This window comes from Bradyrhizobium sp. RD5-C2 (assembly GCF_019972155.1).
In the GTDB taxonomy this organism is placed as follows: domain Bacteria; phylum Pseudomonadota; class Alphaproteobacteria; order Rhizobiales; family Xanthobacteraceae; genus Bradyrhizobium.
The window spans coordinates 218,161-236,215 of record NZ_BOVL01000020.1 but is presented as its reverse complement, the minus strand read 5'-3'; the positions used below and the strand labels follow the sequence as shown (position 1 = coordinate 236,215).

Genomic DNA, 18,055 nt, shown 5'->3' with positions numbered 1-18,055 from the left:
TTGAAAAGCCGTGATCTATGCGTGATATGCATGGCGGAGGCCTGAATCCGGGCTAACCTATGCATTCCTGCCGGGAGTATAGGCCTGCGACCCGGCATTGTGCAGTGCGGCAGAAGACAGAGGCGCAGCTTCCCATGTCATCCGAGAGTGCGATCACCGCGGCGGAAACGCCCGCGGCAAACGGCCATGGCGAGGCGCATTCAACCGCCACCTTCAAGGCGCTGATGCTCGGCAGCATCGGTGTCGTCTATGGCGACATCGGCACGAGCCCGCTGTACGCGCTGCGCGAAGCCGTCGTCGCGGCTGCCGGCGGCGAGGGCGCCGTGACGGCGCATGCGGTGCTCGGCGTGCTCTCGCTGATCCTGTGGGCGCTGATCGTCGTCGTCACGCTGAAATATGTCGTGATCCTGCTGCGTGCCGACAACAACGGCGAGGGCGGGACGCTGGCGCTGATGGCGCTGGCGCAGCGCGCGGTCAGCAAGGGCGCCGGTGCGATCGTGCTGCTCGGCATCATCAGCGGCGCGCTGTTCTATGGCGACGCTGTCATCACCCCCGCGCTTACGGTGCTGTCGGCGATCGAGGGCATCAAGCTCGCGACCGCGACGTTCGATCCCTATGTCGTCCCGATCACCGTGGTCATCCTGCTGTTCCTGTTCTCGGTGCAGTCGCGCGGCACCGCACGCGTCGCTGCTTTCTTCGGACCCGTGATGTGCGTGTGGTTCGCCGTGATTGCGCTTGCGGCACTGCCCCACATCGCGCGGCATCCTGAGGTGCTGTACGCGCTTAACCCGATGCTTGCGGTGTCGTTCATGCTGCATCACGGCGTGATCGGCTTCATCACCCTGGGCGCGGTCTTCCTCGCCGTGACCGGCGCCGAGGCGCTCTATGCCGATCTCGGCCATTTCGGTAAACGCCCGATCCAGGCCGCCTGGATGTCCATCGTGCTGCCGTCGCTGGCGCTCAACTATCTGGGGCAGGGTGCGCTGCTGATCTCCGATCCCAAGGCGGTTGAAAATCCGTTCTTCCTCATGTTCCCGGACTGGGCCTTGATCCCCATGGTCGCGCTTGCCACCGCGGCGAGCGTGATCGCGAGCCAGGCCGTCATTACCGGCGCATATTCGCTGACGCGGCAAGCGATCCAGCTCGGCCTGATGCCGCGGTTCGAGATCCGCCACACGTCGGAAGCGCATTCCGGCCAGATCTACATGCCGCGCATCAACCGGTTGCTGTTCATCGCGGTCATTGTGCTGGTGCTGATGTTCCGCTCGTCGAGCGCGCTGGCGTCGGCCTACGGCATCTCCGTGACCGGCACCATGGTGGTGACGGCGATGATGGGCTTCGTGGTGATCTGGAAGGTCTGGCGCTGGTCGCCGATCGCCGCCGCGGCGCTGGTTGCGCCGTTCTTGTTCCTGGACGTCACGTTCCTGGCGGCCAACCTGCTCAAGGTGTTCGAGGGCGGCTGGGTGCCGCTCGCGCTCGGCGGGGCCATGATCGTGGTGATGTACACCTGGCGGCGCGGCAGCCGGCTGTTGTTCGAGAAATCCCGCAAGCTGGAATTCCCGCTCGCCGATCTCGTCGCGATGCTGGAGAAGCGGCCGCCGCAGCGTGTCTCCGGGACGGCGGTGTTCCTGACCAGCGATCCCGTCAGCGCGCCGACCGCGCTGATGCACAGCCTCAAGCACTACAAGGTGCTGCACGAGAAGAACGTCATCCTCACCATCGAGACCGCGCCGACGCCGCGCATCGATCCGTCCGAGCGGGTGCGGATGGAGCAGCTGACCGAGACTTTCGCCAAGGTGACGCTGAAGTTCGGTTTTATGGAGCAGCCGAACGTGCCGAAGACGCTGGCGATCGCCCGCAAGCTCGGCTGGCAGTTCGACATCATGTCGACCTCGTTCTTCCTGTCCCGCCGTGCGCTGAAGCCGGCGGCGCATTCGGGCATGCCGAGCTGGCAGGACCATCTGTTCATCGCGCTGAGCCGCTCCTCGAACGATGCCACCGATTATTTCCAGATCCCGACCGGGCGGGTGGTCGAGGTCGGCACGCAAGTCACGATCTAGGGTCCCCGATTCAGCGTTTCCGCGCGGCATCTAACCCGTTTCGGGCGCTTGATTTTCTCCGCGCGAGAGGCGACTTTGCGGCCCGGACCGGCGAGCCGCGCGACGCTCGCCCAAGCTGATATCGGGAGGATATTTCCGTGGCGGACCACAAGGTGGAAGATTTGTTTCCGGACGAGGTGTCGAAGGGCATAGCGGAAGGCCGCTATCTCCTGGTCGATGTCCGCGAGCCCAATGAGGTCACCGTCGAGGCCTATCCCGACGGCGTCGTGGTGCCGCTATCGACGTTCGATCCATCAGCGATTCCCGATCCGCAGGGCAAGCAGGTGGTGTTCGCCTGCCGCTCCGGCAAGCGCTCGGTGACGGCCTCGCTGGCGGCCCAGGCCGCGGGCCTGCCCTATGACAAGCATTTGGCGGGCGGCATCATCGGCTGGAAGGCGGCGGGACTGCCGACCAAGACGGGCGGCTGATCCCTGACATGACCTCCATGAACAAGGTCTTCGCGGAGCTTCCCGTCACGATCTTCGAGGCGATGTCGCAGGCTGCGCGCGACAACAACGCCATCAATCTCGGCCAAGGCTTTCCCGACGATCCCGGACCCGAGGACATCCGCCGCGCCGCCGCGGACGCATCGATCAACGGTTACAACCAGTATCCGTCGATGATGGGCATTCCGGAACTCCGTCAGGCGATCGCATCGCATTACGGCCACTGGCACGGGCTCAAGCTCGATCCGATGACCGAGGTGATGGTCACCTCCGGCGGCACTGAAGCACTGACTTCCTCGATCCTGTCCGTGGTCGAGCCGGGCGATGAGGTGGTCTGCTTCCAACCGGTCTATGATTCATATCTGCCGATCATCCGCCAGGCCGGCGGCATTCCGCGGCTGTTGCGGCTCGAGCCGCCGGAGTGGCGGCTGAACGAGGAGATGCTGCGCAGCGTCTTCAACCACAAGACCAAGGCGGTGCTGTTCAACAATCCGCTCAACCCGGCGGCGGTGGTCTATCCGCGCGAGGACCTCGAATTGCTGGCACGGTACTGCCAGGAGTTCGACGTGGTCGCGATCTGCGACGAGGTCTGGGAGCACGTCGTGTTCGACGGCCGCGAGCACATCCCGCTGATCACGATCCCGGGCATGCGCGACCGCACCATCAAGGTCGGCAGCGCCGGCAAGATCTTCTCGCTAACCGGATGGAAGATCGGCTTCGTCTGCGCCGCGCCGCCGCTGCTGCGCGTCGCTGCCAAGGTGCACCAGTTCCTCACCTTCACGACGGCGCCCAATCTGCAGGCGGCGGTGGCGTACGGCCTCAACAAGCCGGACGACTACTTCCTCGACATGCGCAAGGACATGGCCCGGAGCCGCGACCGCCTGACCAAGGGGCTGGAGAGCATCGGCTTTCCGGTGCTGAAGTCGCAGGGGACTTATTTCCTCACGGTCGACCTGTCGCCGCTCGGGCTCAATGAGACCGACGCGGAGTTCTGCTGGCGAATTGTGCAGGATTACAAGGTCGCGGCTATTCCGGTGTCGGCATTTTACGAGCAGGATGCGGTGACGTCGGTGGTGCGTTTCTGCTTCGCCAAGAAGGACTCGACGCTCGACACCGCGCTGGAGCGGTTGTCCGACGCCGTACATCGTCGCAAGAGGTAGAGCAGAATGCAGAAGGAGAACCGTCGTTTCGTCGGCCTCGTCGGTACGATCGCCACGGTTCTGTTGTTCGCTGCCTCCGCACGTGCGGAGGAACGCACGGTCAACTTCTACAACTGGTCGAACTACATGGCGCCGGGAGTCCTCGAGGACTTCACCAAGGAAACCGGCATCAAGGTCGTCTACGACACGTTCGACGCCAACGAGACGCTGGAGACGCGGCTGCTCGCGGGCAAGTCAGGCTACGACGTCGTGGTGCCGACCGGCTATTTCCTGCAGCGGCAGATCACCGCGAAGGTGTTCCTGAAGCTCGACAAGTCGAAGCTGCCGAACCTCGCCAATGCGTGGCCGGTGGTGACCGAGCAACTCGCGACCTACGATCCCGGCAACAATTTCGGCGCCAACTACATGTGGGGCACCACGGGCATCGGCTACAACGTCAAGATGGCGGAGAAGATTCTCGGGCCCGATGCCAGGATCGACAGCTGGGACATGGTGTTCAAGCCGGAGAACCTGGCGAAGTTCAAGGATTGCGGCATCCACATGCTGGATTCCGCAGATGACATTCTGCCGGCCGCATTGAGCTATCTCGGCCTCGACCCGAACTCGACCAAGCAGGCTGACCTCGAGAAGGCCGCCGATCTCGTCATCAAGATCCGGCCCTATGTGCGCAAATTCCACTCGTCCGAATATCTCAGCGCGCTGGCATCGGGTGAGATCTGCTTCGTGGTCGGATGGTCGGGCGACATCATGCAGGCGCGCAGCGGGGCGGCTGAAGCCAAGACCGGCGTCGAGATCGGCTACACGATCCCGAAGGAAGGCGCGCAGATGTTCTTCGACAATCTCGCGATTCCGGCGGACGCGAAGAACGTCGCTGAAGCCTATGAGCTGATCAACTATCTCTACCGGCCCGAGGTTGCGGCGAAGAACTCGAACTTCCTGTCCTACGCCAACGGTAATCTGGCAAGCCAGAAGCTGATCGATCCGAAGATCTTCAACGACAAGAACATCTATCCCGACGAGGCGATGCAGAAGAAGCTGTTCGTGATCACGGCGCGCGACCCGGCGACGCAGCGGATCATCAACCGGCTGTGGACGCGGGTGAAGACCGGGAGGTGACATTCTCGTCGCAGTAATGTGCCGTCATTGCGAGGAGCGTCAGCGACGAAGCAATCCATGGTTCCGCAAGTGGCGAGATGGATTGCTTCGCTTCGCTCGCAATGACGAATGACAGTCTCCGCCTACCGCCAGCGCCGGTGCAGCCAGAGCCACTGATCCGGATATTCGCGGACCCAGCCCTCGACGATGTCGGTGATCGTCTGCATCGTGCCCTGGATATCGATCTGGCCGGATGCGTCGAACACCGGTTTGACTTCCTCGGTGACCTCGCCGCGGAAGCGGCCGTCGGGCAGGCGGATGATCCGGGTGCCGTGGATCGGGCAATCGATCTGCCGGCGCAGGCGCGCCAAGAGCGGGTTAGCGGTGGTCTTGCGGCCGAAGAAGGTGACGGGAACGCCGTTGGTCAAATACTGGTCGACCAGCATCGCGACGTGCTGGCCGTTCTTCAACGCCTGCGCCAGCTTGAGCGGCGCGTCGCGGCCGGCCGGGACCAGCGTGCCCAGATTGACAGCGCGGATGCGTTCGATGGCACGGTCGGCGGCTTCGATGTTCGGCCGCCGGAACAGAATCGTAGCATCGAGCCCATGTGCCGCCGCGGCAATCGGAGAGAGCTCCCAGTTGCCGAGATGTGCGGCAAAGAACAAGGCCGGCTTGCCGTCGTCACGCAACTGGTCGAACAGCTGCTTGCTGCGCTCCGAGAATTCGACGCGGCCCGGCTTGTCGGGATTCCGGGGATCGTGGTCCCAGATGCGGTCGATGTGCGCGAATTCAGCGCCGATGCGTCCGAGGTTGTGCCAGACGCCCGTCAGAATCTCCTCGATCTCCTGCGGTGACTTTTCCGGGAAGGCGGCCGTGAGATTCTCGCGGCCGATGCGATCCTCGCGCAGCCGACGGCCGATGAAATGCGCGGCGCGGCCGAAGAACCGCGCGGTCTTCTCCGGATCGAAATAGCGCGTGGTGCGCAGCAGGCCGATGGTCAGCCCGCCGATCGCCGCATCGGTCACAGGCTTTGCGGCATCACGCAGATGCGCGCGGGCGCGAAGGAGCAGGCGTTTCATCTGATGAGGCGAGGGCGCTAGGCCGGCTCGCGCGTCAGGATCAGCGAAGCGTTCTGCCCGCCGAACCCGAACGAGTTCGACATCACGGCGGTAACCTTGGCGTCGCGCGCCTTGTTGCCGACCACGTCGAACGGGATCGCGGGATCGGGCACCTCGTAATTGATCGTCGGCGGAATCCGCTGATGCTCGAGCGTAAGCAGCGAGAAGATCGCCTCGACCGCACCGGCGGCCGAGATGGTGTGGCCGACCATCGATTTGTTCGATGACACCGGAATGTTCTTGGTGTGCTCGCCGAACACCGCCGCGGTCGCAAGATATTCCATCTTGTCGTTTTCCGGCGTCGAGGTGCCGTGCGCGTTGATGTGATCGATTTGCTCGGGCTCCATGCCCGCGTCAGCAAGCGTCTTGCGTACGCAGCCGATCGCCGGCTTGCCGTCGGGGGCAGAGCGAGTGCGATGGAAGGAGTCGGTGAGCTCGCCGCAGCCGGCGACGACGCCCAGGATACGCGCGCCGCGCGCCATCGCGGCGTCGTAGCTCTCCAGCACCAGCGCGCCGGCGCCCTCGGCCATCACGAAACCGTCGCGGTTCTTCGAGAACGGCTTCGAGGCTCCCTGGGGCGGATCGTTCTGGGTGGAGAGAGCCGAGAGCAGCGAGAATCGCACCAGGGCTTCAGGATTGACCGAGCCGTCGGTCGCGATGCAAAGCGTGGCATCGGTTTCGCCGCGGCGGATCGCCTCGACGCCGAGCTGGATCGCGGTCGCACCGGACGCGCAGGCGGTCGAGAGCGAAATCGGCGACCCCTTGGTGCCGAAGGTCTCGGCGAGGCTGAGCGCGACCGAACCGAAGGTGAAGCGCCGGTGGAAATGCGTAAACTTGCCGCCGCTGCAGGTCGCCAGATAGTCGATGATGCCGAAGTCCTTGGTCGGAACTTCGCGCGCGACTTCGAGCCGCTGCGGCCACTCGGTCTCGATCGGCGCGACCGCGAGAAACAGCGGGCCGGGGAAGTCGCCCTTGGTGCCGATGCCGGACTGCTCCAGCGCCTCTTCGGTCGCGATCTCCGCCAGGCGCTGCGACAGGCTGGTCGAGGAGAACGGATCGACGGTGACGAAATCGACGGCGCCGGCCATCGTCGTCTTCAGACTGTCGAGCGGGAAGCGCGTCACGGTCTTGATACCGGACTCGCCCGCGCTGAGGCGCTTCCAATTGTCGGTCTTGCCGCCGCCGAGCGACGTCACGATTCCCATGCCGGTCACGACGACGATCGGTCGGCCGAACTTATCGCGTGGTGCTGTCATGGTGTCCCCGTCGGTGCTTGCGCCGAATTACTTGACGGCCTCGACCAGTGCCATGCCTTCGCCCTGCCAATGGCCGACCCCCAACACGACAATCTGGGTTGGCGCCCCGGTCTTTTCAACCTCCAGCCCGGTCGGGTCGTTGGCCGGATAGAGCGCGCCGCGGGAAATCGACAGCGCAGCCAGCGCGAGGCCGAGCGGGAACTGCGCCTCCATGGTGTGCCCGAAGGTCGTTCCGGTGGCGCGCACGGCAAGGCCAGGATGCTGCCCGAGGAATTCGCGCTCCTCGGCGGTCGCGGGCTCGGCGCCGGTCGCGCCCGTGATCAGCATGGCGTTGTCGTTGCTGACCCCGAGTTGCGGCCACAGCGTCTGCAGCGACTTGGTCACTGCGCCGGGCTGCTTGCGCTTGGCAAGATCGGCGACGACCTTGGTCAGCTTGGCGTACGGCTTGGCGCCGCGTGCCTCGGCGTGCTCGCGCGACTCCATCACTAGGAAGGCGCCGGCTGAGCCGATGGCGAAGCCCGGGTTGTTCCTGCGGGCCCAGACCGACGCGTATTGATCCTTGAGGGCGAAGTCGCCGAACGAATAGAGCATCAAGAGGTCGCCGCGATCGCCATTATGGGCCGCGCCGACCAGTGCGATGTCGCTCTGTCCGGCCCCGATGCGTGCGACGGCGATCCGCGCGGCGTCGATGCTCGAGGCTTCCTCGCCCATGAAGGTGCGCGACGTCCCGCACACGCCGTGAACGATTGCGATGTTGCCGGCGAGCAGGTTGGAGAGCTGCGCCAGGAACAGCGTCGGGCGCAGCTCGTTCATCAGCTTTTCGTTGAGGACGGCAGGCGGCAGCTTGCCCTGCGCATCGGCGTTCATGATCGCGAGGTCGACATTGAGATCGCGCTCGCCGCCACCGGCTGCGATGATCATGTCCATCCGCGACAAGATTTCCTGATTGCCTTTGACGCCGGCGGAATCAAGCGCCAGCCCGGCGGCGTAGGTGCCGATCCGTTGCCACGTCTCCATCTGACGCTGATCGCCTTTCTTCGGGATCTGGGCGTCGAAGCTGACGGGGGCGATCGGATGGATTACGTAGGGTGCGAGACGCTTCTCGTCGGCATTGACGCGCTTGGCGCCGAGCGCCTCCCAATGCGCATCCAGCCCCTCGCCGAGCGAGGAGAGCAGGCCGACGCCGGTGATCCAGACTTCCTTCTCAGCCATTACAAATTGCCTGCAGCGGAAACCCGATCTTGTTGGCGAGCGCGTCCATGTGCACACGCAAGTCCGGGCTGGGGAAGGGAATATGACGGAAGGTCAGCTCGGCGTTGCACTTGAGCTCCTTGCCGACGCGGACCTTCGCCGATGTCACGGTGAAGCCTGAACCTTCGTGTTCGATCTTGGCTTCGATCGTCAGTGTCGAGCCGGGGCTGACGAAGCCACGCATCTTGGCTTCCTTGACCATCGCAAGGAAGGGCATGCGCTCGAACCTGGTCAGACCGAGGATCAGCCAGCCCGAGCTCTGGGCCATTGCTTCGGTGAGCAGCACACCGGGCATGATCGGGTAGCCCGGGAAGTGCCCCGCGAACACAGAGTGGCTGTCCGGCGGGACATCGGCCTCGACGACAATGGTCTTTGCGTCGAGGTTGAGGTCGACAATCCGATCGATCAGCTGAAAAGTTTCAAGCTGCATGATGGGCGATTACGAGGCTGAGCCCGTGCCCGCGTTCTTGGCTGCAACCAGCTCGTCGATGCGGTCGGCGAGATTCTGCAACACGAAGTACTGCTCCGTCGTGGCCTTGCCGTCGTTGACCTCCTGGGTCCACTTCTCGAGCGGCATCTTGATCCCGAAGGCCTTGTCGATGGCAAAGGCGATGTCGAGGAAGTCGAGGCTGTCGATCCCCAGATCGTCGATCGCGTGGCTCTCCGGCTTGATCGTATCGCGCGGGATGTCGCAGGTCTCCGCGATAATGTTGGCGATCTGCTCGAATGTGGAGGACATCATTAAGCCTTTGATATATTGAAGGTAAATCCGGGTCGGCTCTGAGGAGGCGGGCGCGGTGCCCCGGATTGCCTGATTGCTGCTGCCGGAGTCGTGTGCCCGTATATCGGAGCAGGGCCGTTAGTTCAATGGAGCTTGGCCGGGCTGGCAAGGACGGTTTTTAGGTACGGTTCCAGCCTGCCTAGGTGCGTGGCATCACCGTAATCTTCGCGCAATCCCGGCGTCCCATCAGCACGCAATCCTGGGTCTTGCGCAAATCGGCGATGCTCATGGCGAGCCAGATACCGATCGCGGTCAGCGCCACGGTGAAGGCGAAGGCGGCGACGTTGGCGAGCATGCGCTGGCGGAAATCGTCGGGCTCCTCGCGCGGCTTCTCATAGCGGGAGAGGTCGTTGGCGACGGAAACAGGAGCGACGGAAGCAGGGCGGGTCGATTGGACCGGGTCCTCGCGCTTGCCGGGCGGCTGCGCCGAGGTACGCGGCCGGAATTTCAGCACCACGTGCTCGTCATCCGAGGAAATTGGCCGCTGCGTCTTCACTGTTGTCAGTCCGGTCGCGTCGCCACTCATGTTTAGCATGTTCGCTGCGCTTCACACCTAAAATCTTGATGCGCGCAGAGGTGGTATTTATCCTTCGAGGGTCTCGTGGAACCGACTGTAGTCGATCCGCAGACGTCCGTCGTCGGTCGCCTGCAGGATCTCGGCATAGCGATGGCCGAAGCGGATGTCGGAATGTTCGTACGATTTTCGCGCATGCACAGTTTGCGCTGCAACGTCGTCAAGGCCCGACACGAAGAGGCCGATCCCGGCATTGACGGCTTTAAGCTCCGCGGCGTCGAGGCCGTAGAGCGGGCTGTCCTGGTCGATCACATGAAACAGGGTCCAGCTCAGCGCCAGCGCCGGGCTCTCGCTGCGCAGGAGCGGCAGTTCGTAAAACCGGCGGTATGGCATGCCTTCCTTGCTGACGCCGTTCTTGAACAGCCACAGCCGCGCGGTGGCATTGGCGATGATGTTGTGCCGCTCGTTGGCCAGGCGGATCATCAACGTGAGCTGGCCCTCATGGTCCGAGATCACGGGATGGTCGGCGAACAGCAGACGCGCGCTCGGCCGCGAGAAGCGGGCAAAGATCAGTCCGGTCATCAGCGACATCGAGAAGATGCCGGTGAAGAGTTCGATGGTGGCGATGAAGTGCCCGTAATGCGTCTGCGGGTGCATGTCGCCATAGCCCGCGGTCGAAAGTGTCTCGATGCTGAAATAGAGGTAATCGACGTATTGGCCGTCAGGCACGTTGGCGATCGGATGATCGCCGAGCCAATACAACAGGGCGAAGACGGCGTTGAAGCTGATGAACACCAATGCTGCACCGCCGATAAAGGCAGGCCAGGATGCCGTCATGCAGCGATGGCTGATGTCTGCCCAGAAACTGAGCTCCAACCCCTCGGTCACGACCTCGCGGTTGCCGAGGCGGATCGTGCGGGCCTTCACGCGTTCGCTTGCTCTCAATGCCATTCGGCCGAACCGGCTCTTCCGCCTGCCTGCGTCATCATGTCATAATGGAACCCATTCCGGAGTGCCGGTCAAACGGGAGTACAAACCATGGCCCATACGCGCGAGCCTTACGTCAAACCGGTCCCGATCCTGTCGCTGCGGCCGACCCAGATGACGGTCGGCATGCACGAGGTGAAGGAGAAGCGGAAGCGCTGGCGCGAGCACAAGTCGGACAAGAAGCGCGCCGAACTGCTGGGCAAGCACATGATCCCGGTCGTCCATGGTCCCGACGATCGCTATTACGTGGTCGATCACCATCATATGGCGCGGGCGCTGCACGAGGAGGGCGTCAAGGACATCCTGGTCACGGTGATCGGCGATCTCACGATGGTCGAGCGTGACGTGTTCTGGGGCGTGATGGACAACAAGCGCTGGGTCTATCCCTACGATTCCAAGGGCGAGCGGCGGCACTTCAGGGACATTCCGAAATCGATCAAGGATCTCAAGGACGATCCGTTCCGCAGCCTCGCCGGCGAAATGCGCCGGGCCGGTGGCTTCGCCAAGGACACGACGCCATTCAGCGAATTCCTGTGGGCCGATTTCCTGCGCCGCCACATCCCGCGCAAGACGGTGGAGAACAATTTCGACAAGGCGCTGGAGAAGGGGCTGGCGCTGGGCCGCAGCCCGAGCGCGGTCTATTTGCCCGGCTGGTGCGGGCCGGCATCTGACGACTGACCGGGCGCGGCCCCTGGGCTGTGCTGGTCCTCCTTGCCGCCGAGCGCGTGGTGCAGCCACCGCTCGGTCCGCTTGCCGAAGGTCAGCAGCAGGAATGCCAGCACGAGCGCGGTGATGACGATGGGCCAATGTCCGGCGCCGCAGACGATGCCGACGCAGGCGGCGAAGAACGCGCAAGCGGCGCTGGTCAGGCCGCGAACCTGAAAGCGATCGCCCTGGCGAACGATCACGCCGGCGCCGAGAAAGCCGATGCCGGTCAGCACGCCCTGGATCACGCGGCTCACCGCATCGGTGAAATGGCCGGGCTCGACGGCCTGCAATGCCAGCAGCACGACCGTGGCCGTCGAGAGGCTGACGAGACCCAGCGTCTTCAGCCCGATCGGCTTGCCGCGCAGGTCGCGGTCGAGCCCGATCGCGCTGCCGGCAAGGGTGGCCGCGCCGAGACGCAGGATGATCTCGCTCCAGTCCACCAAGGCGTCCTCTATTTCAGCTGCCGGCCGAGCATGTAGAACTCGTCGTTCGGCCGCATCCCGGTGACGTTCGCAAGCCGGTTCGAGAGCGCGAAGAAGGCCGCGACCGCGGCGATATCCCAGACGTCGTCGTCGCTGAAGCCGTGGGTCGCGAGCGCGGCGAAATCCGTCTCCGAGACCTCCTCGGCCGCGCGGCTGACTTTCATCGCGAAATCGAGCATCGCGCGCTGCCGCGGCGTGATGTCGGCCTTGCGGTAGTTGATCGCGATCTGGTCGGCGATCGCAGGGTTCTTGGCGCGGATGCGCAGGATCGCGCCATGGGCGATCACGCAATACTGGCATTGGTTGGCGGCGCTGGTCGCCACCACGATCATCTCGCGCTCGGCCTTGGAGAGGCCGGAGTCCTTTTCCATCAGCGCGTCGTGATAGGCAAAGAACGCGCGAAATTCGTCGGGGCGGTAGGCCAGCGTGAGGAATACGTTCGGCACGAAGCCGGACTTCTCCTGCACCGCCAGGATGCGGGTGCGGATGTCCTCGGGGAGCTTGTCGAGAGCGGGCGTCGGGAAGCGCTTTGTGGTCGGCTGCGTCATGAGATGGTTCCGGCGTGCCGCGGGGACGCGGCGTCACGCGAAACCATAGTGGATGACGGCTTGGGCGCAAGGCGCATCGGCGCCCTGCCATGGTGACGTCAGCGCAGCGGCTTCTTCAGGAGAGAGAAGCGGTCCGGATCGAGGCCCAGTGACGGCTGCAGCATCGGCGCCTCGGCGGGCGCCATCGTGCGCGGCGGCTGCGTCGGAGGGTTGAAGTTGGCATCGCCGCTCGCCGAATCGCGATGCGAGGTGGCGCCGCGCCAGCGCTCCAGCACGGCGCTGACGAAATGCATGTCATGGCCGGCGGTGACCGACGGCACCGTAGCGATGGTGGCTTCGCCGCGCGGCAGCTGGTGAGGCGGCACCTCCTTGAAGCGCAGCCGGGTCGGCAGCGCCACGCCTTCGCCGAACGCCAGCACTTCGCGGGTGCCGAGCGAAGGCACGAACGACAGCAGGTTGGCGGCGGCATCCGACACCGCGGAGCGCAGCAGCGCCTGGTCGCGGTCGTTGGCAAGCCGCATCGTGAACAGCGTGTTGCACTGGGAGATGATGGTCGCGTCGAGCTCGGCCGGACGCTGGGTGATCAGGCCGAGATAGACGCCGTATTTGCGGCCTTCCTTGGCGATGCGCGACACCGCCTTGCGGGTCGGCCCGAAGCCGATGTTGCGGTCGGCGGAGGCGTAGCGGTGCGCTTCCTCGCAGACGAACAGCATCGGCGAGACGCCGTCGCTCCACAGTCCGAAATCGAACGCCATGCGGCACAGCACCGACACCACGGAATCGACGACTTCCGCCGGGAAGCCGGCGAGCTGCATGATGGTCATCGGCTTGCCGTTGGCGGGCAGGCGGAACAGATGACTGATCACCTCGGCCATGGTGTCGCCGCCGACATTGGCGTTGTCGAACATGAAGGCGTAGCGCGGATCGTTGCGCACCGCGTCGATGCGCGAGATCAGCTTGTGGTAGATGATGCGCGAGGAGCGGTTCTCGAGCTTGCCCATGCGCTCGTCGATCAGCGAGATCAGGTCGACGAGGCGGTAGGGTACCGGCGTATCGACGGTGTAGCCGACCTGCTTGGGGTCGACGCGCTTCAGCCCGAGACCGACCCGGTCGGAGTTTTGGTACTGGGTGTAGATGCCCTTCGCCATCGGAATCACTTCGGCGAGGATGTCGAGCTCTTCGGGCACGCCAGGCCGGCCGCCGAACAGCACGTCGACGATCTCTTCGAAGTTGAACAGCCAGAACGGCAGCTTCAGGTTTCGCGGGTTGAGCACCTGCGCGCGCTCGCCGAAGCAGCGGCCATATTCGTTGTGCACGTCGAGCAGGAAGATGCGCAGGTTCGGCCGCGACTTCAGGATTTCGTTGAGCAGCAGCGACACGCCGGTGGATTTGCCGACGCCGGTCGAGCCGAGCACCGCAAAGTGCTTGGACAGCATTTCCTCGACGTCGACATAGGCGATAACCGAACGATCCTGTTGCAGCGTGCCGACATTGATCTGGTCCGAGCCGCTCGGCGCATAGACCGTGCGCAGCTCCTGGTTCGTGATCAGATCGGTGCTGTCGCCGATGGTCGGATAGTGGGTGACACCGCGCTGGAATTTCGGGCGGTCGCCGCCGAGGATTTCGCCGAGCAGGTCGACCGAGGCGGTCGCCATGTATTCGTCGGACGGCGGCAGGTTCTCGCACGACACTTCGGTGATCATGGCGACGATGACCGAGCTCGCGCAGCGGATACTGACGAAGCGGCCAACGGTCGCACGCATTTCTGAAAGCTGCATCTGGCCACCAGTCAGCAGCCCAACCCGGGCTTGCGAGCCGCGCACAGAGATCACACGTCCAAAAGATGTCACAGTTCCAGCCTGGCTCGTTGGCAAAATCTAAATGTCCGGACCAATATGCGCGCCCGGGTTTGGAAAAACCGTTAAATCGCCGAGGTTGCGCATCGGCTAAATCTACACCTTCCCGGTGACGATTTGTTTCTATCGTGCCGCGAGATTGCGTTCCGTCGTACGCATCGGCGGCGAAATCGTCGCTTTCCGGCACAGCCGGGCTTGTTTCGCGGTTTTCCTGTTAAGGCGGGATTTACCATCTCTGATGAGTGCATCGGCAGCTCCGTAAGTTTACGGGGGTTTCGGCGCGATGTGTTACGCGCTGTCTCCAGGTATCGTGTAACCGATTGCTAACTGCGAGTTGTAACGACCTTTCCATCAGTGCTGCGTAACGATGCCGCGTCCGGGAGAGATCAGCGTGCGCATCGAACACCGCAATTCATCGTCAGGAAATGCCGAGGCCGGCTCGACCAAGGGGCTGGCGTTCTGCGCCGGCCTGCTGGTCGGCAGCCTGTTCGGAAGCGTGACCGCGCAGTGGAGCGAGCGCGAAGGCCTGCTGATGGCGGCCTTTGCGATCATGGCTGTGATCGTCTTCCTGTTGCTGAAGCGGCATGAAATCTCCGACGCGCGGCTCGCCTCCGAACGTCGCAATCTTATGACCGCCGTGGACAATATTCCGCAGGGGCTCGTGCTTTACGACGCATCGGCGCGCATCATCATCTGCAACCGTCCCTACATCGAGATGTTCGGGCTCTCGCCCGATGTGGCGAAGCCCGGCTGCACCATGCAGCGGCTGATCGCGCACCGGCAGGAGACCGGCTCGTTCGATGGCGACGTCGACGAATTCTGCGATGCCATTATCCGCAATGTGAAGCTTGGCCGGGGGACGCGTCAGCTGACCGAGGCACCGGGCGGGCGGGCGATCGAGATCGTCAACAAGCCGCTCCCGGAGGGCGGATGGGTGGCGACCATCGAGGACGTCACCGAGCGGACCCGCACCGAGAACAAGATCGCGCATATGGCGCACTATGATGCGCTCACCGACCTGCCCAACCGCCTGCTGTTCCGTCAGCGCCTCGAGCAAGCGTTGAAGTCGATCGGGCCCGACGAGCAGGTCGCGGTCATGTACATCGACATCGATGAGTTCAAGAGCGTCAACGACGCGCTCGGCCATCAGATCGGCGACGAACTGCTCAGGGCAATCGCCGAACGTCTGCGCTCCTGCGTCGGGGAGACCAATGTCGCGGCGCGGCTCGGCGGCGACGAGTTTGCCGTGATCCAGACTGCGGTCCGCGATCAGACTGAGACCATGCAGCTGCTGGCCGCGATCTATCAGACCATCCGCCAGCCGATCGAATGCAGCGGGCACCTGATCACGACCGACGCCAGCATCGGCATCGCGGTCGCGCCCGACGACGGCCTCGACCTCGATCAATTGCTGCGCAACGCCGACCTCGCGCTCTATGGCGCGAAGAGCGACGGCCGCCGCACCTACCGGTTCTTCGAGGCCGGCATGGACGCGCGCGCCAAGGCGCGGCGCGGCCTGGAACTGGAATTGCGCCAGGCGATCGCCGAAGGCAGCTTCGAGTTGCACTATCAGCCGTTGCTCCATCTCGAGGACGGCAGGGTCAGCTGCTGCGAAGCGCTGGTACGCTGGCGGCATCCAGAGCGTGGCATCATCTCGCCGGCGGATTTCATCCCGGTCGCCGAGGATACCGGTTTGATCAACGATCTCGGGCACTGGGTGCTCAACACCGCGTGCCGGGAAGCGGTGAACTGGCCTGATCACATCAACGTCGCGGTCAATGTGTCTCCGATTCAGTTCAAGAGCCAGACGCTGGCGCTCAACGTCGCCGCCGCGCTCGCGGCGTCGGGGCTCGCGCCCTCGCGGCTCGAACTCGAGATTACCGAGGCGGTGCTGATCCGCGACGACGAGGCCGCGCTCGATATCCTGCATCAGCTTCGCGAGCTCGGCATCCGGATCGCGCTCGACGATTTCGGCACCGGCTATTCGTCGCTGAGCTATCTGCAGCGCTTCCCCTTCGACAAAATCAAGATCGATCGCGCCTTCATCAAGGACCTCGCCGGGACCGGCGCGTCATCCACGATCGTCCAGGCCGTCGTGAACATTGCCGCCGCGAGCGACATGACGACCACTGCGGAGGGCGTCGAGACCGAGCAGCAGCGCAATATGCTCCGCATCCTCGGCTGCACCGAGATGCAGGGCTATCTGTTCAGCCGGCCGGTGCCGAATGTCGAAATCCGCGAGCTCTTGTCGTCGCATCGCGAGAAGGCCGTTTCGGTAGCCTGAGCGCCGGCCTCAACCGCTATCGATATGTGATTTCTGCCACGGAATGCCGCGCGAGCGCCTGCCATCTTGTTGATACGCAACAAGAGGGCTCCGCCATGTACATTCTCGTGAATGCGCTTCTCGTTCTGGCGATCGCGTTCTTCTTCTTTCTGCCGATGACCGATCGCCGTACTGCGCGGATGAAGCTCTGCATGGTGTGCGCGCTGCCGTTGCGCTGACCGTGTCGGCGACCATTTCCCGGCCGCATGGTCCGGCACCGGTGATGGCGTCAAAGGGCTAGGCGCGCGCTGGCTTCAACGAGGGGCGCAATTTTCGGCGTCAACATTTTGTTGACGGGACCTAATCCTTTGTACACTAGTACAAATCCGCCCGCCGTTCACCGCCCGAGCTGAAAGAGGTCGGTCCGGCGTCGTCACGGAGGGAGACCGTCCATGCAGCCGGAACCGATCTTCGATCTCGCTCATCTCGGGCACATGGAGCTGCTGACGCCGAAGCCGGACGAGAGCCTGAAGTTCTTCGTCGATGTCATGGGCATGACGGTCAGCGGCCGGAAGGGCGAGTCGGTCTATCTGCGCGGCTGGGACGATTACGAGCGTTATTCGCTGAAGCTGACCGCGTCGAAGACTTCAGGCATGGAGCACATGGCGCTGCGGGCGCGCAGCCCACAGGCGCTCGAGCGCCGCGTCGCCGCGCTGAAGGGCTCGGGCTTCGACATCGGCTGGATTGAAGGCGACATGGGGCAGGGACCGGCATTCCGCTGCCGCGATCCCGACGGCCACGTCATCGAGCTCTATTACGAGGCCGAATGGTACGAGGCGCCGGCCGAGCTGAAGCCGGCGTTGAAGAACCAGGCGCAACGTTTTCCGGCGCGCGGCGTCAATGTCCGCCGGCTCGACCATCTCAACTGCCTCGCGGTCGACATCAAGGCCAATCGCCTGTTCTTCGAGAACTACCTGGGATGCCGCACCACCGAGCAGATCGTGCTCAACGACGGCACGGAAGCCGCGATGTGGATGACGATGTCGAACAAGAGCTACGACTTCGCCTATACCCGCGACCACTACGGCAAGATGGGACGTTTCCATCACGTGACCTACGCGCTGGATAGCCGCGAGGAGATCCTGCGCGCGGCGGATATCTTCCTCGAGCACGGCGTGCACATCGAGACCGGGCCGCACAAGCACGCGATCCAGCAGACCTTCTTCCTCTATGTCTATGAACCCGGCGGCAACCGCGTCGAGGTTGCCAATGCAGGAGCCCGCCTGATCCTCGCGCCGGACTGGAAGCCGATCGTGTGGACCGAGGAGGAGCGCAAGAAGGGCCAGGCTTGGGGTTTGAAGACGATCGAGTCGTTCCACACCCATGGCACGCCACCGGTGAAGGACTGAAACGCGCGTCCACTTGCGCCGTCGTGCAATCCACGCGCTCGGTATCATGCATCTCATTGCGGAATGCTGCACTGCGCGCAGC

General features: G+C 63.9%; 17 protein-coding genes and 1 pseudogene. 8 read left to right on the top strand and 10 right to left on the bottom strand.

The features are described from left to right. Nucleotides 1-134: 134 nt before the first annotated feature. The 4 genes from BraRD5C2_RS26015 to BraRD5C2_RS26000 all read left to right on the top strand — a co-directional run bounded on the left by BraRD5C2_RS26015 (nt 135) and on the right by BraRD5C2_RS26000 (nt 4,821). Nucleotides 135-2,060, top strand: a complete 1,926-nt coding sequence (locus BraRD5C2_RS26015; protein WP_223973222.1) for a potassium transporter Kup — start codon at nt 135-137, stop codon at nt 2,058-2,060. A 137-nt stretch (nt 2,061-2,197) separates the two neighbouring features. Further along, the gene (locus BraRD5C2_RS26010) at nt 2,198-2,527 is read left to right on the top strand and encodes a rhodanese-like domain-containing protein (protein ID WP_223973220.1); all 330 of its coding nucleotides are present in this window, start codon (nt 2,198-2,200) and stop codon (nt 2,525-2,527) included. An 8-nt stretch (nt 2,528-2,535) separates the two neighbouring features. Further along, complete coding sequence (locus tag BraRD5C2_RS26005) at nt 2,536-3,705, top strand: aminotransferase (protein ID WP_223973218.1); 1,170 nt, start codon at nt 2,536-2,538, stop codon at nt 3,703-3,705. A 6-nt stretch (nt 3,706-3,711) separates the two neighbouring features. Beyond that, a complete protein-coding gene (locus BraRD5C2_RS26000) occupies nt 3,712-4,821 on the top strand; it encodes a polyamine ABC transporter substrate-binding protein (protein ID WP_223973210.1) in 1,110 nt (369 codons plus the stop codon). A 122-nt stretch (nt 4,822-4,943) separates the two neighbouring features. On the opposite strand, the gene BraRD5C2_RS25995 is transcribed toward BraRD5C2_RS26000, so the two are convergent. The 7 genes from BraRD5C2_RS25995 to BraRD5C2_RS25965 all read right to left on the bottom strand — a co-directional run bounded on the left by BraRD5C2_RS25995 (nt 4,944) and on the right by BraRD5C2_RS25965 (nt 10,671). After that, nucleotides 4,944-5,879, bottom strand: a complete 936-nt coding sequence (locus BraRD5C2_RS25995) for a lipid A biosynthesis lauroyl acyltransferase (protein WP_223973208.1) — start codon at nt 5,877-5,879, stop codon at nt 4,944-4,946. 17 nt (nt 5,880-5,896) lie between these two features. Next, nucleotides 5,897-7,174, bottom strand: a complete 1,278-nt coding sequence (locus tag BraRD5C2_RS25990) for a beta-ketoacyl-ACP synthase (protein ID WP_223973206.1) — start codon at nt 7,172-7,174, stop codon at nt 5,897-5,899. A gap of 27 nt (nt 7,175-7,201) precedes the next feature. Further along, nucleotides 7,202-8,386 (bottom strand): beta-ketoacyl-ACP synthase, encoded by a 1,185-nt coding sequence (locus BraRD5C2_RS25985; protein ID WP_223973204.1) that lies wholly within the window; start codon nt 8,384-8,386, stop codon nt 7,202-7,204. After that, nucleotides 8,379-8,855 (bottom strand): 3-hydroxyacyl-ACP dehydratase FabZ family protein, encoded by a 477-nt coding sequence (locus BraRD5C2_RS25980; protein WP_223973202.1) that lies wholly within the window; start codon nt 8,853-8,855, stop codon nt 8,379-8,381. Before BraRD5C2_RS25980 ends, BraRD5C2_RS25985 begins: the two co-directional genes overlap by 8 nt. Before the next feature lie 9 nt (nt 8,856-8,864). Beyond that, a complete protein-coding gene (locus BraRD5C2_RS25975) occupies nt 8,865-9,164 on the bottom strand; it encodes an acyl carrier protein (protein WP_021081038.1) in 300 nt (99 codons plus the stop codon). 181 nt (nt 9,165-9,345) lie between these two features. After that, the gene (locus BraRD5C2_RS25970; RefSeq protein ID WP_223974000.1) at nt 9,346-9,702 is read right to left on the bottom strand and encodes a hypothetical protein; all 357 of its coding nucleotides are present in this window, start codon (nt 9,700-9,702) and stop codon (nt 9,346-9,348) included. An 87-nt stretch (nt 9,703-9,789) separates the two neighbouring features. After that, a complete protein-coding gene (locus BraRD5C2_RS25965) occupies nt 9,790-10,671 on the bottom strand; it encodes an ion channel (RefSeq protein WP_223973200.1) in 882 nt (293 codons plus the stop codon). A gap of 87 nt (nt 10,672-10,758) precedes the next feature. Here BraRD5C2_RS25965 and BraRD5C2_RS25960 point away from each other — a divergent pair, with 87 nt between their 5' ends. Continuing rightward, nucleotides 10,759-11,385, top strand: a complete 627-nt coding sequence (locus BraRD5C2_RS25960; protein WP_223973191.1) for a ParB-like protein — start codon at nt 10,759-10,761, stop codon at nt 11,383-11,385. Here BraRD5C2_RS25960 and BraRD5C2_RS25955 read toward each other — a convergent pair. The 3 genes from BraRD5C2_RS25955 to BraRD5C2_RS25945 all read right to left on the bottom strand — a co-directional run bounded on the left by BraRD5C2_RS25955 (nt 11,346) and on the right by BraRD5C2_RS25945 (nt 14,295). Beyond that, nucleotides 11,346-11,858, bottom strand: coding sequence for an MgtC/SapB family protein (locus tag BraRD5C2_RS25955; protein WP_223973189.1), 513 nt, complete (start codon nt 11,856-11,858; stop codon nt 11,346-11,348). The two genes, BraRD5C2_RS25960 and BraRD5C2_RS25955, sit on opposite strands and share 40 nt — an antisense overlap. 8 nt (nt 11,859-11,866) lie before the next feature. Continuing rightward, nucleotides 11,867-12,445, bottom strand: coding sequence for a peroxidase-related enzyme (locus BraRD5C2_RS25950; RefSeq protein ID WP_223973187.1), 579 nt, complete (start codon nt 12,443-12,445; stop codon nt 11,867-11,869). Between the two features lie 98 nt (nt 12,446-12,543). Continuing rightward, nucleotides 12,544-14,295 carry an ATP-binding protein gene (locus BraRD5C2_RS25945; RefSeq protein WP_223973179.1) on the bottom strand — a complete coding sequence of 584 codons (1,752 nt, stop codon included), beginning with the start codon at nt 14,293-14,295 and terminating at the stop codon, nt 12,544-12,546. Between the two features lie 514 nt (nt 14,296-14,809). Here BraRD5C2_RS25945 and BraRD5C2_RS25940 point away from each other — a divergent pair. The 3 genes and pseudogenes from BraRD5C2_RS25940 to BraRD5C2_RS25935 all read left to right on the top strand — a co-directional run. Further along, nucleotides 14,810-16,585, top strand: a pseudogene (locus tag BraRD5C2_RS25940) (putative bifunctional diguanylate cyclase/phosphodiesterase); the annotation flags it as partial. Nucleotides 16,586-16,680: 95 nt separating this feature from the next. Beyond that, on the top strand, nt 16,681-16,803 hold the full coding sequence (locus BraRD5C2_RS39435) for a hypothetical protein (RefSeq protein WP_263009993.1): 123 nt from the start codon (nt 16,681-16,683) through the stop codon (nt 16,801-16,803). Nucleotides 16,804-17,016: 213 nt separating this feature from the next. After that, nucleotides 17,017-17,973, top strand: coding sequence for a catechol 2,3-dioxygenase (locus BraRD5C2_RS25935; RefSeq protein WP_223973177.1), 957 nt, complete (start codon nt 17,017-17,019; stop codon nt 17,971-17,973). The last annotated feature ends 82 nt before the right edge of the window (nt 17,974-18,055 follow it).